Here is a 26310-nt window from a genome sequence, read left to right as displayed (position 1 = left end):
AATTAATCTATTTTTTTATAGGTATAATCGACCTGAAATAGTACTCAATATCCAGGGTTCTGCTCACTCTCTCATCAATTGCATCATTCAAATCAATCTCAGCAGTTGGAATAGGCCATAAAAAATGCTTTTCTGCAATTTCTTTCCGATGAACTTCCATTATGGTGATTTTTGTAAAACTTCTTCTTTGATGTAGTCAAAGTCAATAGGGAAACCGAGGACATTATTTTCATTTGAACCAGCGCATTCCAAAAATACCGAGTCCCATATTTTTTTACCTAAGCATTGCTGAAGGATCTCTTGTTTTAATTCCACAGTTGAATATGGAGGGATAAGTATGGTACTTAATAAATTAGGTGATTTGTTTTCTGCGTAGATAATTATAGATAAAAAAAAGCTGTCTTTTTTCAAAATTGGATCTGCAACAATACTGAATCCAAAGACATTTTGTATTTCCACATAAGGTTCAAAAATAAAAATGAATGCGGATTTTTCCCCCTGCATAATCACGTTCCATATGACAGTTATCGAAAAAAATAGTTGATGGGTTATCGGGGAATTTGGTGTTTCTTTGGCTATGTAGATTGATAAGGTTCTCTTTTCAGGCATTTAGGGTTATACTTTTAAGTTGATCATCATTAAAAGATAGGATAATCTTATTCAAATAAATGGCCAGATCATTTAATGATAATATCCTATTTGGGTTTATGGTTGTAAATCGGAATAAAGTATAAATTTTTCTTCATCTATTCAAATATGTTATTACTTTTTTTGTATAAATGTAAATTAGGTATGTTATGTGCAGTTTATTTTAAAAAAAATAGTGCTTTTGGAAATGGATTTATAGCTTGAAATCTACAGGCTATGGCCTATGCATGTTCATTGGTACTTAGGCTGATTATATCCTTTTTGTGAAATAGAAAATAGGGATAAGCAAGAGTACCTATCAAGGTAATTTTCAGCAAATAAAGTTTGCTGTTCTTTAGTTGTAATTGGGGTAAAAAATTTTACTTTTTTAAAGTACCCTGTGCGTGTACATTGGCCTTCAGGAACAATGCACAGACACAGGGTTAATAGAGGCTATTTGCTACCCTTAGTAACCAGGGTTTTGTATCAATTCATCACTGGTATTTGATTCAAATTCCAAAGGAGGAATAGGCATAGCATAATGTTCATCTCGCCACACAATCTGCCGTCCAGAGGCAACTGACTTATAATAAACAGATTCCTCATCTCCAAGACGCAAACGACGGATATCTTCCCACCATTTTGCTTCTCCAAAAAACTCAGCCCATCTTTCATATAATAGTGGATCATTTGACAAATGATCACCTGTTGGAGCCTTTGTGTCGTCAGTTAAACTCATATAATCAACAGGAGAAGGAGCGTCCGGGTCATATCCATAGGCTCTCCTATGAACTTTATTAACATACTCCAGAGCAAGAGTTGGGTTTGAATCCTTAATCACCTCAGCATACATCAAATATATATCTGGTAATCGGATAAAGTAGAAGTTAGCTCCGGTAACCGCCCTGGTTTCCCAAATAGTACCTCCAAGAAATTGATTTTTCTTTAATGGCCACCCGTAGAAGGTGTTTGGGTCAATCCCTGTAGTAGGGGACATTTGCCACCATTTCCCGAACTCTGCTTGAGCTACGGGGTATTCAACACCTGCAACCGTAACCGAATCAAAGAATGGTTGCAAAGCGGAAACGTAAAGGCGTGGATCAGGTCCATCCGTCTGCATCCCTGCATTTGCTCTTCGGTCCATCTGTTGGGTGACGTAACTATCTAGAAGTTTCCATTCTCCATTAACTTCTTCCATTTGCGTCAATGGAGCTGGATCATTATAACCAAATCGCTTAAGATTCATGTCATGGGTATACTGATTGCTATATCCCATAGCACTTCTCTCATTATTATTATCTATATAAAATGGAGTATAGAGAATCGTCGCTGATGAGCCTGTATTTTGTTGTCTCGAACCGTTATTATTTGTCTTTTCCGGTTCAGCTCGGTTTCCAACTTCATAAAACGATTCTGAATTATATTCATACTGGGTATCACCGTTAAACATATTTTTGTAATGATCGAAAGAGACCAAAGACTTACCGCTGTTGTTGATACAGTCCTCCAGGATTACCTTTGCATCATCATACTGTTCGGCAAATAAATAAACCTTGGCCAAAGCAGCTTTTGCAGACCATTCTGTTGCCCTGTGATTATCAAATTGACCTTCTAGAAGAACGGAGGCATTCTTGAAATCTTCGATCATGGCTTGATATGTTTCCATAGTCGAAGACCTTCCAACTGACATTTTTTCTAAAGAACCAGGTATTTCTGTTATCACTGGAACTCCCATTCCATCCAAATTAGGTTGTCCATAAAAGACCTGAAGGTGCCACAAATAGAAGCCCCTCATAAATAAGGCTTCTCCTTCATACTGGTCTAATCGTTTCATTTCTGAATCTGGAGCAATGCTGCGATAACTTCTTATCCCTTCCAAAGCACTGTTAGAGTAATAAATCCCTCTGTATAAGTCCCTCCATTCATTGACCAGTTTAGAATCACCTAACTCTGCCATTCCAATACTCATTCCTATCCAGCTCTCGGTTCCTTTCCATTGAAAATCTACCGTATGGTCGAAACAATATATACCGTATCCATGCCAATAGTGACCTAAAAATCCCCAATCATGCTGAACGCCATATGTGGAAGATACTAATAGATCTACATGCTCTAGCGTAGTTGGAAAAGAACCTGCTGAAATTGATGTATTGTCTTCTAGTTCCAGATAATCCTGACATCCGAATAGTGAGCAAGAAATTACTAATACCAGCAACCAATATCTTTTATTAAAATATTTCATTTCTTATTGATTTAATATTTATAAAATCTAATTTTTTCTTATATACCTAATTCTAAACCAAATGAAATCAACTGAGTCTGAGGATATGTAGATGTATTATACTGTCCATGATTCTTTACATCATTGGAAAATTCAGGGTCCAGTCCGGAAAATTTGGTGAAGGTAAATAGGTTTTGACCAGATAAATATATTCTCAGGTGATCCATGCCAACCCTATTTAGAATTGATTCTGGAAAAGTATAACCTATCGATATATTTTTGATCTTCATGTAAGATCCATCCTCTACTAAATAAGTGGAGTAATACCGATAATTTTTACTAGGATCTTCAATGAAGGCGCCTGATCCTGATGGGTCGAAAAGTCCTAACCTTGGTTGATCAGTTAATCCATTTCCCAAGAAATAGGATGCATTAAAAATATCATAAGTTGATTGAAAGTCCTGCTGGAAATTTTGCTCAAAAGCCTTGACATCATTCATTACATCCCTTCCAGCAATACCTATTATGGTAGCATTCAAGTCAAAATTTTTCCATTCCAAGTATAAGTTAAAACCATATTGGAGTTTAGGCCACGGATTTCCAATCACTGTTCTGTCTTCTGCGGTAATCCGACCATCACCATCAAGATCACGGAACCTTAGATCTCCAGGTCCTGTATATTGATGGTTATAGAATGCTGTTTGACCTGCAAAATCGGATGCAGTCTGGTTTAATCCGTCAATCTCTTCCTGGCTCTGGATGATCCCATCTGCAATAAAGCCGTATAATTGTCCCACCGGTTGACCATTTTCGGTAATAAAAGGCCTTGAATTTGAACTAAGGGGCCATGCCCCCCCGCTGTATATGTAGGCAGTTGGTAAACCCAGATCTAGAACTTTATTCTCATTATGTGATAGATTTCCTCCTATTGAAAACTTTAAATCACCTAAGGTATTTCGATATTGAGAACTTATTTCCCACCCTTTGTTCAATATACTTCCAATATTAACTGGCATTAAGCTAGGGTTGCTATTAACTCCTCCAATTCCTGAAGACAATGGAATGGATAAATTATAGATCATATCCTTAGTATTTCTCCAGTAGTAATCAGCATTGAATGTAACCTTACCATCGAGGATAGCAATGTCAATACCGATATCAGTGGAATGTATCTCTTCCCATTTAATATTTTCATTTACAACCCTTATGGAATTAAACCCTCCAATACTGCTTACTTCATCAAAACTATGCATGGTAACCTGCTGATAGGATGGTTGATACAGGAAATTCCCAAGGGCACTGTCATTTCCAAGTATACCCCAGCTGATTCGTGGCTTTAATAGGTCAAAGAAACTTGTATTGAAGAACCTCTCTTCATTTATTTTCCATCCTGCTGAAAGTGATGGGAACACACCCCATCTGTTTTGTGGTCCAAATTTTGGGGACCCATCTCTCCTGATATTTGCAGTTAAAATATACTTACTGTCATACATATAATTTAACCTTCCAAATTGAGATAAAAAACTGCCATAGGAGAGTCCCCCACTTGCTGTCTTGTTATTATTAGTTGATAATGCAAATGACTCTGCTACCCTTACTGGAAATCCTGTTGCTTGTGAACTTAGGCTGGCACCATGAGAGTTTCTAACTTCATATCCCCCCATTATTTTAAAGTCGTGTTTTTCACCAAACACACGGTCATAAGTCAAGGTGGAATTTAATATATAGGACTCAGAATAATTCAAAGATTTACTGTAGTTTTCATTTGTTTGGGCTCTTCTCAGAAGGTTTGCTTCACTAAAATTATCGTCATATCCTGAACCAAACGAACCCGAACCTGTCGTTCTAAAATTTAGGCCAGGAGTAATTTCCCAATTCACATAAAAAATGCTATTAACGGACAAATCCCGGCTTTTGTAATGTCGATATCCCAGTTCAGCAATAGGATTTCCTCCTGAGAATTCAACTACAGGAGGTACAGCGGCGAACGTGCCATCCTCATTGTATACATCCATATAAGGTAAAGTTCTCCATGGTAACTCCATGGTATAGGGATCCTGTTGCATTTTAGCCAAATACAGTTGATGTCCAAGAGTTACATTTTTGGTAACTGCATAATCCGCATTTAGTCTGATTGAATACCTCTCCCAATAGTTGCCTTTTTGTATACCTTCTTCTTTTTCGTAGCCGCTAGACAGGTAATACTTTATCTTTTCACTTCCGCCACTAAATGAAAGTAAGTAGGACTGCTCAATTCCTGTTTCAAATAATTCGTTAAACCAATTGGTATTAGGTAGGTTTGAATCATCCCATAGATCGTAGTCATCTCCAATTCCGTTTCGTGCCCTCACGTAGTCATCAGTTTCTAACATTTTGTAAGAATTGGAAATTTGTCTTACACCAGTGTTTGATGTGAATTCAATCTTATTCTTCTGACCAAATGACCCTCTTTTTGTGGTCACCAGAACTACTCCACCCGCAGCTTGTGCACCATATATTGCTGCTGCGCTTGCATCCTTAATAATTTCAATGGATTCAACATCACGAGGATTGAAGGTTGGCGAGTTTCCGGAAATAACGCCATCTACAACAAAGAGAGGACTTAAACCATTTATAGAACCAACACCTCTTATTATTATCTCAGATCCGGAACCTGGCCTCCCGCTACTTTTGTTAACCATAACACCTGCTACCCTTCCCTGGATTGATTCAGCAATTGATCTTACAGGCAGGCCTTTGATTTCTTCAGATCTAATTGAAGCAATCGATCCTGTCAAATCACTTTTTCTGACTGAACCATACCCTACAACTACTACTTCGTCCAAAGAAGCCATATCTTCTTTTAAGATAATATCGATGACACTCTGGGTCCCGACCACAACGCTTTGGTTCTCAAAACCTATAAAAGAAAATACTAATTTTGACCCTTCTGGAACGGGTAATGAATACTCCCCCTCAAGGTCTGTAGCAGTTCCTATTGAAGTTCCTGGCACAGACACGGTAACTCCTGGTATAGGTTCACCATTTTTATCAGTCACTGTACCGTTGATGGTAATGGGATCGGGGGCGGAAATTACTGCTCCCCCTTTGCCTTCTCTCTTCAATACATCTATTCCATGGTTTACTTGCCGGAAAGAAAGCTCCGTCTGAAAGGATACTTCCCTTAAAAAGTCAATCACTTTCCCCTCCTTTTGTGAAAAGCTAATATCTAAACTCCTTTCCATATCCCTGTTTTCAAAGGAAAACTTGAAAGGGGTCTGCCGCTGCACCTCTTTGAAAAAACGGTCAAGAGTCAATTGATCTGCCGTTAAAGTGACCCTAACTTCTTCTATGGTTTTATATTGCCCGTTGGCATTCAGGGCAAGGACCAGATTTAGCATTAGGGTCTGCAATACGAAACCATAAAGAAAGCATTTGGACAACATAATGATTGTCTTTAGTAATTTATTTTTCATAATTTTACCTTGGTTTATTGAATAATCGATTTTGATAAGCCCAGCCTGCCACGGTGCATTCCCCAATGATTGCCGTGGACAGGTTGCTTTTCTTGCAGTAGAGGAGCTCGCTCCTCTACTGCTTTTTTATGAAGTGTCGTGGTGTTTCATATGATTAGAATTTAATGATTGCTTCCTTGCCCTTAATCCGGTAATCAAAGCCCTTTATATAGGACATACTTTCCAGTACCTCCTCAAGCGTTTGTTGTGGGTATGTTCCTGAAAACTCCCAGGCAACCCCATTTGCGTTTTGTAACTTGATGTTAGCCCCATACCATTCTTCCAGGCTTGCCTTTACTTGAGGCAAAGTGGCTTTATGGAATTGCAAAATTCCCTCTTTCCAAGCCAGCACTTTAGCAGGGTCGAATACCTGAATAGTATGGGTTCCATTGGAACCATCATAATCCAGCATTTCACCCGGCAATAAGGGAGTTTGGGTTTTAGAGGAGGATACTTCAACTTTTCCACTCACAAGTGACACCTTGATTTTTCCAGGGGCTTTGGTGTTGATGTTAAAACTTGTGCCTAAAACGGTTGTTGTCAGTCCATCTGTATTCACTTTAAAAGGCCGTAAACTATCCCTTTTCACTTCAAAATAAGCCTCTCCAATCAGATGAATCGACCGTTCAACATTTGAGAATTTTCGCGGAAATTCCACCTGGCTGGAAGAGTTTAGCCATATCTTAGTCCCATCCCCTAAGGTCAATTGCAATTTCTCACCAGGACCTGTGCATTTCAGCACAGTGGAAGCCTCTTCCAGCTCCTCTTTAGCTAAAGAATTTACTTTGAGGTTGATAATGGGTTCAAATAACCCTGCCATAACCAAAGTCAATAGAAGTATTGCAGCCACTCTGTTCATTTGTCCCAAGCCATTCCAAAAATACCGGAACCCGGGTTTTTTTTCCTCTTTTTCATCAGCGATTGGTCGGTTACCCTTTTTTTTCCGTTGCCTAAGCACTTCCTGAAGTACTTCCTGCTTCAGTCCCGTCGGTGAAAGGGGAGGTTTAAATGAGGTTCTCAGCAGCATTTCCCTTGCCAACCTCATGTTGGGCAATTGTTCCGGGTTCGCCTTGCGCCATTGATCCCAATAGGAATCCAGCTCCTTGTCAGGCTGCTTTACCCATCGCACAAACTCTGGGTGGGTTAAAAAGTCTTCAATATTGTTCAGTGTTTTCACAGATAAATGAATATAGGTGCTTTGTATTTTTTGTAGATAATTATGGTTGAACAGAAGTTGACTAAATACATTTCCTAAGGCATTGAATGGCCTTATACATCAGGTTTCTGGTGGTCTGCTGACTTTCGAGCCCCATCATTTCCTGAATCTGTCTATAAGTGAATCCCTCATAGAAACTGTAGTAGATAATTTCCCTTTGCCTGGGACTCAGTCCGGCAACTGCAACGTTCAACTTCGTAATTTTTTCCTCACTCAATTGACGGTCTATCAATTGAGCTTCATAAGAAAGGGTAAAATGGAAACCCAAAGGCAAGGTTTCGAGCGATTCCCTTTTACCTGGCCATTTGGCCAATTCTCTAAGAAGTCTATTTTTTATACATTTAAAGAGGTAAAACTTTACTGCATCCGTTTGGCCAAGGTGTCTTCTTCTTTCCCTAAGCTCGATAAATAAGTCCTGTAAGACATCTTTTACCAAATTTGGATCTGCAACAATGCTGAACCCATAGGCATATAGTAACTCAAAATACTTTTCGTAGATAAAGATGAAAGCGGATTCATTTCCCTGCCTGAACGCCTGCCAGGCAGCAGTGTCCGAAGAAAAAGATGAATAGGTGAGGGAAGAATTTGGCTCTTCCTTGGTCAAATAGACCGGAGAAATTCTCTTTGCTGGCATTTTGGGTTTTACTTTTATTAAATCTTCATTATAAGGTATGAAAACCTAATTCTTATGAAAAACTATATAGATGTACTTAATAACAATATACTATATTGATTTTGTAGTATAAAGCAGAATAATTCGTAAACGTAACCTTTTAATTTAAATTTTTTCACTTATTTTTATATGTTATTGACATTCAGTTTGTTAAATTTTATATTTTAAACTAAAAATGTTAACTCTTCTTGGGCAGGGAATGGGTTTTCGCATCTGTAGGCCATGTATTTGCACTTTTCCTACTGCTATTTATATCCATTTTCCATTTTGAAAATGCAGGATAAGCAGGAGAACAGTTCATGTGGATTTTGCCAAATTAAGATGTTGGTAAAGCCATTACAAATGGCTCAAAAGATACTGCGTTTTAAAGTTCAATGCAGATTGATAGAGCAAATTAGGGGATAATACTTTCTTAAGGAGCAGTATAAAATTGTCTTACTCATTTGGCTTCTCATTCTTTGTCAGGTGTTAATACCAGAATTGTTTTTACAGAGAACTGGTGAATGAGAAACAAGAATTAATTTAGTCTTCGCAATCAAAAAATCATCCACAAATAACCGCCTCCCTATATTAATTGGGATGACTTTTGGTTTGTTCTCAAGATAGGGGACAGGCCCTTCCTTCGGCTCATTAGGTTCAATATAATAAGGAGGCCATTGATCCGATAGTGCCATCCCATTGCACAAAACCTTCCAGTTCGTTGCCTCCGTTTTGGTTTATCGGTGAAACAAATTTGGGATGAAATAAAAAATACTAGTATTAAGAAACTTCTCTTGATCAGAAAAATTTATTAATGTTAATGCTCCTTAAGCTTAATTTTTTGGTGTATTTAATCGAGATATGATTTGAGTTTTATTTCGATAACGGCTTAACTATTCCAGTTTAAACCACATAGCTTTCTCTTGTTTTGAGTTGTAAGATGCCTATAGAGGAAGATTATTAAATAATTACTCCTATTATTTTTTCATAATTAAATATAAAATATTGATTACTTTATCTCCTACTTTCAATTTTGAGGTAAGCTGAAAAATCAATATCAATTGTAAAGTTATGACTGCTTTTCTCAGGAATAGTTTTGGTTCCACTTACAATATTATTGTCATTTACATTATAACTTATTATTTCAATTTCATTTTTGTGTTTCTTGAAACGCATAATCCGCAACGGGCCAGGGCTAAGCATATAATCACTTAAAATGGCATAAACTGTATTGCCAGAATCTCCAATTAGCTTGTGATTTAGTGCATTAGATCGGCTTTGGTCTCCAGAGAGGATGAGGTGTATATTTTTATGTTTAGAGAATAATTTATCCCACATTTGTTGAGGAGAATTACCATTTTCTCCATGGTTCTTTATCCATCGCATAATTCCTTTAGGATCATTAAAAAATCCTTCTGGTGTTCTTGGTTTTTCTATGGGCCCCAAAAACATATGAGTAGAGATGATAGCAAAACGGTTTTTATGCTTACTTAAAATTTTATCTGCCCACATAAGGACATTATCTGGGGCATTGCATTCCAAATGCAGGATTACAAAATCAATTCCTTCAGCAGTAAATAACTGATAGCTATTTGAATTATTACTAGAGTGAGTAATTGAACTGGTTTCATTAAAATATCCGCCATACCAATCAAATTCAGAGAACCTAGATACAGGGAAATACTGTTGAAAAAGCGATGAGTTTCCATCTGAAGTCATGTCATGATTGCCAACTGAAATGCCATATGGAATTTTACCATGTAACGAATTCATGAAATTACGTGCCAATGACCATTGGCTATGGTTGTTTATATCAACGATGTCACCAACATGACTAACAAAAACAACCTTTTGCCTATCGATATTATCATTAATCCATTTTATTTGAGTTTTAAAAACTGGATTAGTTAATTCATTTTCACTATCGGGCTCAAGTTTAGTGCTTTTTCCAAAATATTGTTGGGTATCTGGAATGACAATCATGCTAAAAACACCTTCGGGTGCCTCTTTTAATTCTCTTGACTTCTTGAAATCAATATTGGTAGAGCTACTACAGGCATTTATTAGCAACACAGAAAAAAGATAAAAAATAGAAAGAGAAGGATAATTGTGCATCGGTCTAGATATTTTGGTGAAAGCTATATTTAATCGGAAATTCTTAAAAAGTAAATAAAATTGGTCTACTCCCCATACTAATATTCTTTATGGGAAGTAGATCCAAAATTAAAAATGACTATGCCATTAAGACTAAAAGCCAGGATTCTGTGCCATAGGCTTCGTGAGGTTGGCGTCAATTACAATTTGAGGAATAGGCCAGATGGTATCTCTTGCTGCTGCATTCTGGCCTCCATTTTTATTGTATTTACGCATGCGTTCAAGCCATTTCCCTGTCCTGAGTAAATGCCATCTTCTATCTTCCTCTAAGACTAATTCCCTTGATCTTTCATCAAGGATAAAATCCATATCAAGCTGACTTGGAGATATAATACTAGCGTTTGATCTACTTCTAATAGTATTAATAGTATTTGTAGCTTCGGTAATTAGTCCCAATTTAAATTCGGCCTCTGCTTTCAAAAGATAGGTATCAGCCAATCTTAAATATATGTGATCATTAAATTGATAGCCACTTGAAGGATTATCAGGGTCACTTCCTTCAAGTTTTCTTGAAAAAGGCCAATTATTCCGGCTGTAATTCTCTCTTGTTATATCTCCCGACGAATCGAGATAGATCGTATCCCCATAATTATATCCTGGAGGTAAATTATCAGCAGCATAGGGTGCATTAGCTTCAGCATCATTGAGGATAAAATACCACCTGATAGCATGTATCGAAGCTCTTTCATCCTGTGGTTCATAAGATTCGAGAGCCCATTTGGTTAGGGATTGCCTACTTTGTCCTCTACCACCTCTTTCATAGGTCATTGTCCAAGGTCTTACACCATTTATTACCCAAGCATCAAATCTAGAACCTGCCCACCTAATTAATCTGCTACCAGATCCTCCAACAGTCTCTTTTGCAAATTGAATTACCCAAAGTGCTTCGGTATTTCCTTGATCATAATTCTCATTTCCTTCCGTAAACATATCCATAATAGTGACTCCAGGTAAGTCTTTATTCACTCCATATCGATCTGAAATAAGTGCGTATTCTGGCGTATTGATGGCTTTATCAGCCCAAATCAATGCGCTATCTGGCATGTTTAAAACCAAGTACATTTCAGCTAAATAATGTTGAGCAACACCTTTGGTTATTTTCCCTCTTTTATTAGGACGTACGGGGATATATTCTTCAGCAAATAATAAGTCAGAAATAATTTGTTTTCTCACTTCAATACTAGGTGCTCTTTCCCAATCGGTTTTAATTATTTCGCCAGATTCTATTAGGGAAATAGGAACATCTCCCCAACCATAAACTAAATGACGATATGCCCAAGCACGAAAAAGCTTGGCTTCAGCAATTACCCTATTTTTGTTTTCATCGGGTAGGGCATCTCCACCGTTCCAGTCAATGTTGTTATCTGATTCAGCTCTATTGATAATAGTATTAGCTGCATTTACAATACTATAAAGCCAAGCCCAACCAGAAGCGTAATCCTGAAGGTGAGGGTTATTAACTGCACCCCAATCAGCGGTTAAATTACTATACCCCTGCCCAGTATAGTGATTTGGAGTAACATTGTCTGTTCCTCCAATAAATAAGGCTTTTAACATAGAATAACCACCCCAGCCTTCTTCATATTGAACTCTAACCAATGAATACAACCCATTTAAACCAGATTCAAATCCATTTAAGTCAGTATAAAGAGATTCTGTGGTAATTAGGTGCGGTGTATTTTCTTCTAACCAAGTTTCTGAACAACCAGAAACAAAAATTAAGAAAAAACTTATTATTAAAGTAACTATAATAGTCCTCATAATTTTTTTTATTTATTAAAAGCTTACGTTAAGACCTAAAACCATCTCTCGTTGAAGTGGTATGCTGGTTTGACTACTAAGTTCTGGATCAAGGCCAATCCAGTTAGTAAATGTATAGAGGTTTCTTCCGGTGGCAGCAACCCTTAAATTATTGAAAACACCTAAGATATTTGATTGCGGAAATAAATATGACAAAGAAACGTCTTTGATCCGGACAAAACTTGCATTCTGATAAATCCTGTTTCTAGCTAAAATTCCTCCCATTACATCTGCTCCTAACCAGTTTCCATACCATTCATTGGTTGGGTTGTCTGGTGTCCACCAATCCTTTTTAATGGTATTGTTACGAACTTCTTCAAGAACATGGTCATTCATTAGGCTGTTTGCCTTAGTGATACCATGCATTCCGTGAATAAATACGTTTAAGGTAAAGTTTTTTAAAGTGAAGGTATTGGTTAAACCCCACATTAAAACGGGATCTTCTTGACCTAGAATTTTACGATCATCGTTGTCTAATTTATAATCGCCATTGAGATCATCTATTTTAACCTGACCAGGAACAGACCCCCATTTTGTTGCTTCATCTACTTCATCTAATTGCCAAGTGCCATTTACATCGAAATCATAATTGACACTTATAGGTTGGCCAATGAACCAATTATTTGCATAATCATCTATTTCTTGACCATCCTCATCTAAAATTCCGTATAGGGAAACAATTTTATTTTTATTGGCAGATAGGTTACCATTTGTAGTCCAGCTGAATGCAGGCGTTATTATATTTCTAGATAGAATTGAAAATTCTACACCCTTATTATTTGTTTCACCAATATTGGTTGTCAAAGAACTAATTCCATGCACTGATGAAATAATCCTATTTAAAAGAAGGTCAGTTGTACTTGTCTCATAGATATCCACATTTGCAACAAACCTATTGTTTAAAAAACCCATGTCAAGGCCCACATTAAAAGTTCTGGATGATTCCCAGGCTAAATTTGGATCACCAAGAATTGTGGGTCGATAACCTGGTGCAGTTTCTTTAGAGTCAACATAATGGTATTCACCAAGGCGTGTAATGGATTGATAACTTCCTACAGCCTGATTGCCATTAACTCCATAAGATGCTCTAAGTTTGAGTTCACTGATAACATCTTTAAAAGTGAAAAAATCTTCGTAGCCAATATTCCACCCTAATGCGATTGAAGGGAAAATCCCCCATTTTGTTGATTTTCCAAATCCGGAAAATCCATCCCTTCTTCCGGTTACAGTTACTAAATATCGGCTATCAAACGCATAATTAACTCTCAACATCTGAGAAATTAAATAAGACTCATTAAAATCATAATTTGGTGATATAAAATTTGCTTGTTCAGCTGCGTAATACTTTAGGTGATCATTTTCAAATCCCCTAGCCAACAGATCGTTCGAACTACTTTTATTACTTTCAAAACTGTAGAGGGCCGTACCGAAAATTGAATGATTGTCGATGTTCTTTTTGTATGATAGAATATTTTCAATAAGAGTGGAGTTATACCTATACCGACTAGTTTCTGCTTCTCCTTGAACTTCTAATCCAGTTCTGGTATCTCTTCCTTTGTACGTTGCTTGGTCACGAAATATAAAATTAAATCCTGTATTAATGCGATAACTTAAACCTTCTATTTTTGGAATATTTATGACTGCAAAATTGTTAAGGTTGATCTGAAAGGATTCATTTTTATTATCGAAAAGTAATCCTTCAAGAGGGTTACCTTGTTGAGGCATACCTTCCCATGGGTAAATTGTAGGGTTTCCATTTTCATCATAAGGTTTTACAAGAGGATTAGTTGACCTGGCATCAGCCCAACTTGGAGAAGTTCCACTTTGATCGTCGTAAGAAAACTGACTTCTGGTGCCTAATGATAGCCAATCATTAATTTTGGTTTCAACATTAACTCTGCTGATTCCTCGCAAATAATTATCATTCAAGGTTAGACCTTTTACATCAAGTAAGCCACCTGACATGAAAAATTGAGTTTTTTGTGTACCTCCGGATACACTAACATGCTGATTGTGTGTAAAACCAGTTTGTAATATTTCATCATACCAATTCACCCATTCCCCTGAATCATAAATTTCTTGTTCAGGAATTGTCATCATATGAGGAGCACGGGCCATTTTGAATTGATAAAATTCTTCACCATTCAATATATCGGGGACATTGGTAGGATCCTGAACCGAGTAAAAACCATTATAGGATATTTTCAATTCACCAGCATTACCTGTTTTTGTAGTAATCAATATTATACCATTGGCCCCCCTTGAACCATAAATGGCGGAGGCAGATGCATCCTTTAAAATTTCAATAGATTCAATGTCATTTGGATTAATATCTGATAAGTTTCCTCCATATGGTACCCCATCTACCACAACTAATGGAGAATTATTTGCAGCAATAGAGTTACGACCTCTAACCATGATATTCTGAGTTGGTTCAGCACCTGCAGAGGTATTTTGTACCATAACTCCTGGTATAGAACCTTGAATCGCCTGGGCTACATTAATAATTGGTACCATCTCAAGTCTTTCTTTGGGAATGGAGGCAACGGATCCTGTTATATCACTCTTTTTTTGTTCTCCATATCCAACTACCACCACTTCATCCAAAGAAGATATATCTTCACTCAACACCACATTAATTATACTCTGGGTTCCTAAAACTACACTTTGAGTCTCGTATCCTATGAAGGAAAATATAAGTGTTGACTCTTCTGGGACCGATAAGGAATATTTTCCATCAAGGTCTGTAGCAGTTCCTATTGACGTACCTGGAATAGACACGGTAACCCCAGGAATTGGCTCTCCATTTTTGTCTGTTACCACTCCGGAAACTGTTACGTCTTCATAATCCACCTTAGTGGTCACACTTATTTTATCCGATTTTTTCACATGGATGTTTCCATCTACTTGTTTGAAACTTAAGTGAGATTGGCTACCAATGGAAACCAACAGATCATATAAACTTTCCCCATTGCTTTCTAAACTTACCAAGGGGCTATTGCGAATTTCCCTGGTGGCAAAAACGAAATTGAATTCCGTTATTTTTTCAAGTTGCTTAAAGGCTTTTTCGACCTTCACCTCATTTAAAGAAAGGTGTACACTTACGTCTTCTATATTTTTCACCTGAGCATTGCCATTGTGGGCAAGAAGAAGACTCATGCTGAGGCATTGGAAGGTGAAGGCAAAAGTGAATAATTTTGTCATGTAGATCACATGCTTTAGTAGGCATTTTTTCATATCTTTACATCGTTTGTTTAGGCTTTTCTAATAAATAAACACACTTTGAAAAAGAGATTGCAGTCTCATTTTCAGCATTTAATTTGGGCCATAGGTGTTGAAGCACTTATGGCCTTTTTTTATTTCATAGGCAAAATCAATTAAAAGTTAAAGTCACCTCATCTTTATAAATCTTATAATTAAAACGGGCGGAATAACTTAATCCTTCAAGTACATTCTTAAGGGGTTGATCCTTAAATTTCCCTGAAACTTCTAAGCTATTGCTAGGTAAATTTGTGAATTTCACATTAACCCCATACCAGTTTTCCAGCACACGCTTGACCTCAAACATCTTTGTCTGGTTGAAAACAATGGTTTTTCGAGTCCAGGACAGGAGTAATGTTTCATCGAAAGCTACCTTCACAATCTCTCCTTTTACCAAATCAATTTCTAGTCCCTCACCCTTGTCTAGTTTTAATTCCCCAGATTCATCTAAGGCTCCCTTAACTGCCACTCTACCTGTTAGCAAGGATATATCCAAAGATTCACCTTTATATGCACTGATATTGAAAGTAGTACCCAAAGCCTGGGTGGTAACAGGTCCTGTAATTACCTTAAAAGGCCGTAGTTGGTCCTTGGCAACTTCAAAATAAGCTTCCCCTTCGAGCTCCAAGACTCTTTGATTGGCTTCGAAATTTTTAATATACCGTAGAGTACTCCCGGAATTAAGGATCACTTTTGATCCATCTTGTAGGGTTAAGTTGGACTTAACACCAGGAGGAGTGGTATGTTCTTCATAAATCATCGGCGCTTGGACTTCCTTAGACACCGGATGGGGTAAGATTAAATTAATTATTATAGCCAAAGAAAAACAACTGCTATAATACCTGCCCATTTATAAACAACTATCGTTTTATTGGATGATTTAGGGTATCTATTATTATAATTTTTCATCGTACTAGATGAATCCAAAGGGATTATTTTTTGATTGGATTAATCCTTATATTATTTATAGCATGGTCTATATTTTTCCAAGTCTGCTCTAATTTTTCTTCTTGAATATCAGTAGACTTTCTGGACATATTCAAAACCAGTTTTCTCGCCAAAAGAATATCAGTATACTTTTTAGGATTATTTTTTATAAAGGTGTTCCAATAGATTTTCGATTCAGTATCCGGGTGAAGAACCCATTTTTGAAAATCAGGGTCTAAAACAAAATCTTCTGTCTTATAATCTTTTTTGCACATATTCGCTACTTTTCAATTATAAGAGTCAAATCATATGTAAAGTTATCCTCTGAAAAAAATAAATTATTTTATAAATTTGAATCTATTAAAATTGAGGGTAAAAAATTAATCCTTAACAGGCTTAATCAAAAACCTTTTTAACGTAATATCATTAGAATATTTACTAATGATATTTTTTAAAATAAGAAAATTAAAACAATTGCCAGGGAAAGAATGTGTTTTTTTAGTGTTCCAATTGCTTTCCATGCAAGAGTATAGACGGAACGTAAATTGATACCCATCATTTTTGAAGTTTCCTCATAAGAAAATTGATCGAAAAATAAATGGTTGATTACTTGTTTTTGCCTTAAAGGTAATTCTTCCAACCCCTTTGCTAATTTAGCTTGAAGGGTTTTTTCTCTCTGGATATTTATTAGACTACTTTCAATGGATTCAATCGAAATTTGGGAATAAATTTCTTCTTGGATTTCCTCCGTTTTCCTTTTTCTAGCTTTTTTAAGCTCCCTGATAATTTTGTTGGATAAGGATTTAAATAAGTAGACTTTTACATTGTCTGCTTTATTAAGCCTTAAATGATACTTCCAAAGATCAATAAAAATTTCCTGAATGCAGTCCTGAACAAACCCCTCATCCCTTACCATGGACAGACCATATTTAAAAAGTTCGTGGGAAAATTGTCTATAAAGACCCTCAAGGCCTTTCTTGTCACCATTTCTTAGCAAAAGCCATAGTGCATCACAGTCTGTTTGGGGAATAGAATTTAGAAGTCTTTTTTCCATGTTTTAATTTCGTATGGATTAATCAAGGCCTAATAATCGCCAAAATCCCATTTAATGACAACTATTGTATATAACTTAACAGAGGCATAATACTCCCCTAAAACTAGACCAAGAATTAGGCTTAAAAACAAAGTAAACTTAACTTTATGAGCAAGTAGACAAGAAGATATTTTACTTTTGAACTGAAGACTAATGTAGATCTTGCAGCAACAAAGAATCAAAATTTTTTGACTGATTTGTAAAGGAATTTTGACCTAAATTGAGTAGCCATCATTAAATAGATTAATGAGTTTTTGTAAAATATTTTTAGTGTTTTTTGAAAAATTTATTTAAAAAAATTGAAGATGGTTTTGTCATCTATCATTATTCTCAGATTGATCAGGTGAAGTTGGTAAATAATTTTTCTCAAACAAATTTAAGAAACTGAGGATTTGAAAGCGCGTTATTCATTTGGAAAATTCAGACTTATTAACAACCCTGGATTACCTTTACTGATAAAGCTTCATTATGCTTCTTTCAGTTTGTTTTTTCAAGTCACTAGTTTAACAACAAATCTACAATATCAAAAGATGTAGTTTTTAGGATGGACACAACTTTGTTTTAAATAACTTCTTTGGTCAAAAACTAATTATTGATTAGCACCTTTTTGAGAAAGTTGATTTGTGATTTTCACTATTAAAATCAATCGTTTCATCAAAGAGATAGGATTACTGATTTCCAATTACCAAGGTAGTAGGAGTGGATGCAGTAGACCAAATACCATTAAAATAGCCTTTCATGAAAGGCTATGGTTTCAAATGCAAGCCTGTGTTATAGCGTTTATGGTGCAGGAGGCGCTAGTCAATCGTTTTGAAGATAAGCTTCCTGATTGTAAATGGCCAAACACAAAACGGCATAGATGCATTCAATATATGTGCATCTCATTCTGCTCTAAATACGAAAAACCATATATAGTTATAGTTGAACTGATTATATAGGTGGCTTTACCAATATTAGGTTGATTTTTAAGTAGATTTCGATAAAGCAGGAGGAGCAAATGTTACTTTAAACTAAATCACTAATAGGACAGATTTAAGAAGGTCAAATTTAAAAGTGTTACGATTACCATTTGATTCAAAGCTTTTCTTTTTAATCTGTAATTAATATTTCACCCCGCCCAAATAATTTTTAAACAATTTACCGGATTGATAATGTATTTTAGGGGTGGGGTAAGCGATGTCTTGTTATGATTAAGGTAAGTAAACATGGTAACGTGAACGGTATTACAATAGATGTCAAAAACTTGAATTAGAAACTTGAATTAGAAAATTGAAGGAGATTATGAAAGGAGAATTTCAATTAAATTTAATGCCTCTTTGATTTGCCCCGATGCTTACTAATTGCCAAATGGAAAAAAAAGGAATATTAATGTACAATTTGAAGATGCCGCCTATGTAAAGTTTAAAAAGTTGAGTTAAAGAAAGCCATAAAAGAGCTAACATTTTGTGCTTTCGATTATTACCTTCAATTAAATCGGGAAACGGACATTATTGCTCTTCCCGATAGATATTTAGTTAGTCCTATGCAAAAGCAAACAATGTGAATTATGAAAAAAAGCCTACTAATGCATGTTATGTACATGACCAAATTATTTACAATAGCTTTTACTATTCAGTGTTTGAGTATGTATTCCCTTATGGCCTTCAGTGGCAATGCCAAGTCGATAGGAATAAAGGAATTAACCGTACTCGAAGAAGTAAAGGTTGAAAAGCTTACAGATTACAATTTCGTTTTCCCATCCAGGGAGATCGAGAATACCCGACTGATCAGCCTAAAATCAAATGTTAAAACGAAAGCTGCTCCTATTGCAGTGGTCCAAGTAGCTATCACTGGAACCGTCATAGATGAAAATGGTGATCCAATGCCAGGTGCTACGGTTACTATTGCCAACACGACCAAAGGAACGGTAACGGATTTAGATGGGAATTTCTCCATTGAAGTTGAAGAAGGCGCCACATTGGTGGTTTCTTTTATTGGTTATAAATCCAAAAGCCTGGTAATTGGCAATCAAACCCAGTTTAACATCAACATGGAACTTGACGATACCGCACTCGATGAGGTTGTCGTAATAGGTTATGGAACTGTTAAGAAAAGTGATTTGACAGGATCAGTTTCCAGTGTAAAGGCAGATGAAATCAATGCTTTTCCTACATCCAATGTGATGCAGGCCATGTCTGGAAGAGCGGCAGGCGTTCAGATCATTCAAAATAGTGGTGCACCAGGAGCAGGTCTAAGTGTTAGAATTCGGGGAACTAATTCCATTCAGGGCGGCAATGAGCCACTTTATGTGGTAGATGGTTTTCCATTTTCTGGAAATCCTACCAATTTGAATAACTTTGATGTCGAAAGTATTGAAGTGTTGAAGGATGCTTCTGCTACTGCGATATATGGTTCCAGAGGAGCCAATGGTGTAGTGTTGATCACCACCAAGCAAGGAAAAGAAGGTACTTCCAAAGTGGATTTTGAAACAAGTTACAGCATGCAATCCCTTCGCAAGACCTTGGACCTAATGAATGGAAGTGAATATGCCGAGATTCAGAATATCCAGGCGGCCAATGACAATATTCCTTTGTACTTTACAGCACAAGAAGTAGCAGACTTTGGTCAAGGATATGATTGGCAAAATTTGATTTTTACAGATGCTCCGATATCTTCCACATCTTTAAATGTAAGTGGAGGAACTGCTAAAACTAAGTATTCCATTTCTGGAAGCTTTTTTGGTCAAGATGGAATTGTAAAAGGAAGTGATTACGATCGGTACTCACTTAGAGCAAATATCAACCATACAATAAGTGATAAAGTTTCCTTGCTGTTCAATAGTAACCTTACCCATCTAAAAACCGAAAGAAGAGACAGTGGCGGAGGATCTCGTGGAAATTCAATGATTGGTTCGGCTTTGTCTGCTGCCCCTATCTCTCAGCCTTATAATGAAGATGGTAGTTACAATATTTTGGGAAATGAGTATCCTTTTATTGCCCCTGATATTGTCAATCCATTAAATTTCATCAACGAACAAATGAGTATTGTAAAAGCCAATATTGTATTGACAAATATGGCATTTGTTTACAAACCCATTCCTGACCTGACATTGAAAATTTCAGGAGGTATAGAAAACAGAGATGACAGAACGGATGGATATACCACAAGGAATTTCTTTAACTCTGATGGTAGGGCAAGTGTGAATACTAGTCAATTCAGGAGTATTCTTAGTGAAAACACCCTTAGCTATGATAAAACTTTCTCCAGTAAGCATCAGTTAAATGCACTTCTTGGATTTACTTATCAGGATTTCACCACCACTTACCTTAGTGCAAGTGGTGTAGGATTCTTAAGTGATGCTTTTGAAACTTACAGCCTTCAAGCTGCGCAAACTCCTGGTATCCCAAGTAGTGGTTATTCAAATTCCGTATTGATTTCTTATCTAAGTAGGGTCAATTACACATTTGACGATCGGTTTTTATTCACTTTTAGTTTTAGGACTGATGGCTCTTCCAAGTATAGCCCAGGTAACAAATGGGGTTTCTTCCCTTCAGGAGCCTTTGCTTATAAGCTATTCAAAGAGTCATTTGTTGAAAACAGTAGCTGGCTTTCAGATTTAAAGGTTAGAACAAGCTGGGGACTTACAGGTAGTCAGGCCATTTCTCCTTATGCCACCCTAAACCAACTAAGCCCTGGAAATACGGTTTTTCAAAATAGCCTCTACAATACCTTTGCACCTAGCACAGTATTGCCAGGTAATTTAAAATGGGAAACAACAGAGCAAATTGACTTTGGAGTGGATTTTGGCTTCTTGGAAGACAGAATCATTTTTAATGCAGATTATTACATTAAAAATACCCGTGACTTGCTAAATACAGTAAGACTTCCAAGTTCCCTTGGTTTCACTACTACCATTCAAAATGTTGGTAAGGTTCAAAATAAAGGATTGGAGTTAAGTTTGGATGCCAAAGTTTTAACCGGAGACTTTAAATGGGATGTTTTTGGCAATGTGGCCTTTAACAAAAACAAGGTGCTAAGTTTACACAACGGCGAAGACATTTTAGGTGCCTATGTAAGTGTATTGGTTGTTGGAGACAACGTTACCATTTTAAGAGAAGGAAGGCCTATCGGTCAGTTTTATGGCTATCAGGAAGATGGGTATGATGAAAATGGAAACATCAATTTTGTTGATCAGGATGACAACGGCATCATCAATGACAATGATAAAACCTATATAGGAGATCCTAACCCTAAATTTATCTATGGGTTTAATTCCACTATGAATTACAAAAACTTTGAATTCAGTTTCTTTCTTCAGGGATCCCATGGCAATGATATTTTCAATGTAAGTTCAATTACCAGCACAATGGATTTTGGGCAAGGGATGAACATGCCAAAAGAAGTATTGTACGATCACTGGACACCTGAAAACACAGATGCTAAATACCCATTGATCAGTAGAAATACTGCGGTTAGGGTATCTGATAGGTTTATCGAAGATGGCTCCTACCTAAGGTTTAAAAATATTCAGTTGGCATACAATCTACCTTCAGCCCTCTTGTTTAAAAAATCGCTTAATAGTGCTCAGGTTTATGTGAGTGCTCAAAATTTAATCACTTTTACTGGTTATTCCTGGTGGGACCCTGAAGTAAATTCAAGAGGTGCTGGTACAGAACTGGGTATAGACCATTACAGTTATCCTATTCCAAAGTCCTTCACTATGGGTATAAGATTAGGCTTTTAAACAGGATAATGAAAAAAAGTATTCAATCTAAAGTGAAATAAAATGAAAAGGATAACAACCATTCAATTATATATTCTTCCAGTATTCCTCCTTATTTTAACAAGTTGTGAGGATTTATTGCTGGAACAACCTAAAACCGTTGCGGTAGAAAATTTTTACAATACTGCAGAGGAAGTAGAGACCGCAGTGAACGCTATTTATTCTCCTTTGGGTTCAACCAGGGCAGAGCAAATGGTGATATTAGATGCTCATACAGACTGGGGATATGGCAGGGGAAGCCGTGCGCAATACAACGATTTTGCAGGACTAAATGCTACTAATATCAATACTGCAGGATCAAGGTGGAATTCTTTCTATCAGGCCATTAGAAATGCAAACCTGGTCATTTCCAATGCGCCCAATGGCAATGATATTAGTCAGGAAGCGATCGATTATTATATCGCCGAAGCTAAATTCTTAAGGGCCTTGAGTTATTTTGATCTGGTAAGAAACTGGGCTGGCGTACCCCTGAGAACAGAGGACAACATGTTGGAAATTGATCTGCCTAGAAGTTCTGTAGCTGAAGTTTATGAATTGATTCTAGCAGACCTTGAATATGCTGAAATGAATTTAAATGCTACTGCAACATTAATAGGAAGGCCAACGGTCAATGCTGCTAAAACTTTACTTGCCGATGTCCACCTGTTCATGGGAAATTATGACCTTGCAATGACAAAAAGCAAGGAAGTAATTGATTCAAACAATTATTCATTGGTTGGAATAGAAGAAGCAAATGACATTCGAACGGATATTTTCGGAGCTGATTTAGTTACAACTACTGAAGAGGTCTTTTATTTTAAATATTCCAGAGAGCTCGGCCATGGGAACTTCATGCTGTTTATATTGAATCATCCAAGCACTGATTACTTTAACTTTGGAGGTGCTTATGCGCATTATAGCGACGCTTCTAATCCTTTTTATATCAATTGGGAAGATGGAGATTTGAGAAAAGAGTTATGGGACCAAATAGATTTTGGATTGGGACCAAATACCTTGGTAAGCAATAAGTACATGGATCGGAATGCCGTTGGAAGCAGTGATGGAGGAAATGATTTACCCATTTACAGGTATGCAGAAGTTCTTTTAATCTATGCAGAAACTGCAGCCAGAAATGCCAATGCCGTAACTCCTGAAGCTTTAGAAGCCTTGAATAAAATTAAAAGAAGGGCTTATGGATTGGCAATAGATTCACCTTCGGAAGTTGATTATACTTTTTCTTCAGGTGAAATCACGGAATTCCTTGATGCCTTATTACAAGAAAGGGCTTACGAGTTTATATTTGAAGGAAAGCGTTGGTTGGATTTAAAAAGAACAGGAAGAGCACAAGAAATGCTAACGAAAAACAAAGGCATAACCATAGCGGAGGCACATTATTTATGGCCTATACCATTGTCAGAGTTAAACTTTAACGGTGCGATAGACCCTGATACAGATCAAAACCCAGGATACTAATTCTTACAGTAAATTAATTAATTAACCCGAATGATGCAGTTGCTACTTAATTAGCAAGTGAATGAATTTCTCAGGAATCCATTACACTTATTAATAATATAGCAGTTGCATGGTTCGGGTTTAATATAAAAAGGATTATGAAAAGAAGAGATATGATCGCCGCTATGGGAACACTTTCCCTGGGTGTGGCGGCTTCTCCCTTTGCTAAAGGGGATGTTTTAAAGGAACCCTATAAGGTTGTTCAAAAAAATATTACAACGGATGTTGTAGTAGTAGGAGGAGGTACAGCTGGTGCAGTGGCAGCGATCCAGGTTGGCAGAGCTGGTAAAAAAGTAACCCTTATTGAGTGTGTTAGCCAATTAGGTGGTACTACTACTACCGCAGGAGTGGCTTTTCCGGGAATATTCTTTGCCTGGGGAAAGCAGATTATTAGTGGTATCGGTTGGGAAAATGTTCAAGAAGCAGTAGAACTTAATGGAGATACGCTACCCAATTTTTCGATTCCTCATGGACGCCAACATTGGAACCATCAAGTGAGACTAAATGGTCCTTTGTTTTCTGTAATATTAGAGCAAAAATGCGTTGAAGCTGGCGTTGATTTGCGCTATTACGAAACGCCTACCAAAATAGAATTCAAGAAGGGATTCTGGGAAATGGAGACGGTTGGTAAAGGTATTACTACAAAAATAAAGTGCAAGCAAATTATCGATTGCTCAGGAAATGCAATTGCTGCAAATATTGCAGGGTTTGATTTGCTGAAAGAAGCTGAAACACAACCTGGAACGCTTATCTTTAGATTGGGTGGCTATGACATGGAAGCCTTGGATTTGGATATGATCAAAAAGGAATATGAAGCAGCGATAAACAGCGGAGAGTTGATAAGGGAGGAGTTTAGAGGAAATATTGTTCGCCTTTTGAGTTCCAAAGGTGATAATATTCAACATATCAGAGGGGCAGACTCTACAACCTCCGAATCACATACTGCGGCGAATATTCATGCGAGAGGATCACTGTTGAAGCACCTGAAGTTTTTGAAAAGATTACCAGGCTGTGAGAACATAGTGATAGAAGACATGCGAACAGAAATCGGTATCAGGGAAACCTATAGGATTGATGGCTTGTATCAAATCACGCACGAGGATTATACTTCAGGAAAAAAGTATAAAGATTCACTTTCCTATTCTTACTATCCGATAGATTTGCATATAATTGAACATGGTGTAAGCCCAAAACAATTGAGTGAAGGGGTAGTTGCTAGTATACCCTTGAGGGCATTGATTCCTAAAAACAGCAAAAACTTTATGGTAGCAGGTAGGTGTTTGTCTAGCGATAGGTTAGCCAATTCCGCTCTAAGAGTACAAGGATCCAGCATGGCCATGGGACAGGTTGCCGGAGCTACAGCAGTGATCGCTTGCCAACGAAATGTGTCTCCTGCTGATGTTCCTTTAGATGAAGTGAGAGAACTTTTAAGAAATCATGGTGCCATTGTTCCTACAGGCGAAGTTTAAAAAATCAATGTTTAAAGTTACAAAGCAACATTTTCTATTAATTATTGCTGTGTTCTTTATTGGTATGGTTCCCGTTTCCAATACGGGGACCATACAATATATCAATGACAAGACCTTAACAATTGAAGCAGTTGAAGTAGAAAAAAGACTGATTGATTTCGAAGAGGAAATTTCAATAGATACGCTCTATGGTCATTTGTCGGGCAAAGGAGATCCCGTATTTTTTTCCAGAAATGTCGTAACAAGTGTTTGCTTTGATGGTAAATGTAGGTTGCTTGATGTTATTGTTTATTGGAATCCTACCGGAAGATACCTGGGCTTTGAAATGCCCGAAAATGAGTACCTCAGTAAGCATGACCACGAACCATTTACTGAAGAAGAGTACCTTAGACTGAATGCTTTGTTAGCAGATCCTTTTCTTCCCCTAGGAGGTTTTTCCTACAATGAGATTGTGATGGAAGGGGCTAAGGATGTTAATTCTGAAAGCCAATACGATGATGAAGAAATAGATGGGGTATCCAGTGCTACTTCTAAATTTATTCTAGATTACGTGGTAGAAGGGGCTGCCTACACTACTTATAAATTATGGCACCTGATCTATGGTCCTACCAGTGCGGTTATTAAGCAATGGACCACAGGTAATTTTGATTCCGATTATATTGGCCTTTTATTAGAAAGTGAAAACCTTTCAGATGTATTGTGGACCTTGGAGCAATTGGAAGGCAAACTCGATCAATACCCGGAGATAAGCCCTTTGATTTTTGAGTTTATAAATAGCAATGAATATAGCCTTTCCGAAAAGGCCATTCAAACAATTAACCCTCAAAATTTAGCTTCCGAAACCTTCCAATCAAATTTAGTTGCGCTATTTCCTCAAATGGACAGCGGAAGGAAAAAGTGGATTCTGGACTTGTTCAAGAAAGCTCCAATTGTGCACCCTAACACAGTTACTTTTTTTAATGAGGTAATTATTGATCTTGAGGTTCCACTTACGGTGATCCTTTTAGAGGTATACCAAAAGCAGGAATTGTTCGATGCAAATAGTCTGGGAAAAGTAAGGGCTCTAAGTAAATCGGATAACAATTATCTGGCACAAAAAGCAAAGCGTTTTTTAGAAACAGTTCCAAAATAATCCTGGGTTTC

At 37.0% G+C, this 26310-nt stretch carries 16 protein-coding genes; 4 read left to right on the top strand and 12 right to left on the bottom strand.

The window, feature by feature from the left end; translation table 11 throughout:
* Positions 1 to 7: 7 nt before the first annotated feature.
* The 12 genes from ADICYQ_RS27450 to ADICYQ_RS16545 form a co-directional block, all read right to left on the bottom strand.
* Positions 8 to 160: a hypothetical protein gene (locus ADICYQ_RS27450; protein ID WP_020889791.1), complete on the bottom strand. Its 153-nt coding sequence runs from the start codon at positions 158 to 160 to the stop codon at positions 8 to 10.
* The gene (locus ADICYQ_RS26195; RefSeq protein WP_051160258.1) at positions 160 to 609 is read right to left on the bottom strand and encodes a hypothetical protein; all 450 of its coding nucleotides are present in this window, start codon (positions 607 to 609) and stop codon (positions 160 to 162) included. Before ADICYQ_RS26195 ends, ADICYQ_RS27450 begins: the two co-directional genes overlap by 1 nt.
* Positions 610 to 1093: 484 nt before the next feature.
* Entirely contained in the window at positions 1094 to 2869 is a 1776-nt protein-coding gene (locus ADICYQ_RS16595; RefSeq protein ID WP_020889789.1) for a RagB/SusD family nutrient uptake outer membrane protein, read from the bottom strand.
* 38 nt (positions 2870 to 2907) lie between these two features.
* Positions 2908 to 6303, bottom strand: a complete 3396-nt coding sequence (locus ADICYQ_RS16590) for a SusC/RagA family TonB-linked outer membrane protein (protein WP_020889788.1) — start codon at positions 6301 to 6303, stop codon at positions 2908 to 2910.
* A gap of 154 nt (positions 6304 to 6457) precedes the next feature.
* Positions 6458 to 7519, bottom strand: coding sequence for a FecR family protein (locus ADICYQ_RS16585; RefSeq protein ID WP_020889787.1), 1062 nt, complete (start codon positions 7517 to 7519; stop codon positions 6458 to 6460).
* Positions 7520 to 7580: 61 nt separating this feature from the next.
* Positions 7581 to 8192 (bottom strand): RNA polymerase sigma factor, encoded by a 612-nt coding sequence (locus ADICYQ_RS16580; RefSeq protein WP_020889786.1) that lies wholly within the window; start codon positions 8190 to 8192, stop codon positions 7581 to 7583.
* A gap of 1032 nt (positions 8193 to 9224) precedes the next feature.
* Entirely contained in the window at positions 9225 to 10325 is a 1101-nt protein-coding gene (locus tag ADICYQ_RS16570) for a metallophosphoesterase (RefSeq protein WP_020889784.1), read from the bottom strand.
* 132 nt (positions 10326 to 10457) lie between these two features.
* Positions 10458 to 12125 carry a RagB/SusD family nutrient uptake outer membrane protein gene (locus ADICYQ_RS16565; protein ID WP_020889783.1) on the bottom strand — a complete coding sequence of 556 codons (1668 nt, stop codon included), beginning with the start codon at positions 12123 to 12125 and terminating at the stop codon, positions 10458 to 10460.
* A gap of 15 nt (positions 12126 to 12140) precedes the next feature.
* The gene (locus ADICYQ_RS16560; protein WP_146946914.1) at positions 12141 to 15401 is read right to left on the bottom strand and encodes a SusC/RagA family TonB-linked outer membrane protein; all 3261 of its coding nucleotides are present in this window, start codon (positions 15399 to 15401) and stop codon (positions 12141 to 12143) included.
* Between the two features lie 136 nt (positions 15402 to 15537).
* Positions 15538 to 16209, bottom strand: coding sequence for a FecR family protein (locus tag ADICYQ_RS16555; protein ID WP_161625611.1), 672 nt, complete (start codon positions 16207 to 16209; stop codon positions 15538 to 15540).
* Positions 16210 to 16357: 148 nt separating this feature from the next.
* Positions 16358 to 16627, bottom strand: coding sequence for a hypothetical protein (locus tag ADICYQ_RS16550; RefSeq protein ID WP_020889780.1), 270 nt, complete (start codon positions 16625 to 16627; stop codon positions 16358 to 16360).
* A gap of 176 nt (positions 16628 to 16803) precedes the next feature.
* A complete protein-coding gene (locus ADICYQ_RS16545) occupies positions 16804 to 17406 on the bottom strand; it encodes an RNA polymerase sigma factor (protein WP_020889779.1) in 603 nt (200 codons plus the stop codon).
* Between the two features lie 1585 nt (positions 17407 to 18991).
* Between ADICYQ_RS16545 and ADICYQ_RS16540 the strand changes: the two genes are divergently transcribed.
* The 4 genes from ADICYQ_RS16540 (at position 18992) to ADICYQ_RS16525 (ending at position 26299) form a co-directional block, all read left to right on the top strand.
* Positions 18992 to 22168, top strand: a complete 3177-nt coding sequence (locus ADICYQ_RS16540) for a SusC/RagA family TonB-linked outer membrane protein (protein WP_040416747.1) — start codon at positions 18992 to 18994, stop codon at positions 22166 to 22168.
* 42 nt (positions 22169 to 22210) lie between these two features.
* Positions 22211 to 23659 carry a RagB/SusD family nutrient uptake outer membrane protein gene (locus ADICYQ_RS16535; protein WP_040416746.1) on the top strand — a complete coding sequence of 483 codons (1449 nt, stop codon included), beginning with the start codon at positions 22211 to 22213 and terminating at the stop codon, positions 23657 to 23659.
* A 137-nt stretch (positions 23660 to 23796) separates the two neighbouring features.
* Positions 23797 to 25167 (top strand): FAD-dependent oxidoreductase, encoded by a 1371-nt coding sequence (locus ADICYQ_RS16530; RefSeq protein ID WP_020889776.1) that lies wholly within the window; start codon positions 23797 to 23799, stop codon positions 25165 to 25167.
* 7 nt (positions 25168 to 25174) lie between these two features.
* Positions 25175 to 26299: a hypothetical protein gene (locus ADICYQ_RS16525; protein WP_020889775.1), complete on the top strand. Its 1125-nt coding sequence runs from the start codon at positions 25175 to 25177 to the stop codon at positions 26297 to 26299.
* Positions 26300 to 26310 lie beyond the last annotated feature (11 nt).

Source organism: Cyclobacterium qasimii M12-11B, from assembly GCF_000427295.1.
GTDB lineage: Bacteria > Bacteroidota > Bacteroidia > Cytophagales > Cyclobacteriaceae > Cyclobacterium > Cyclobacterium qasimii.
The sequence above is the reverse complement of the archived record's forward strand: the minus strand, read 5'-3'. Positions and strand labels throughout refer to the sequence as shown.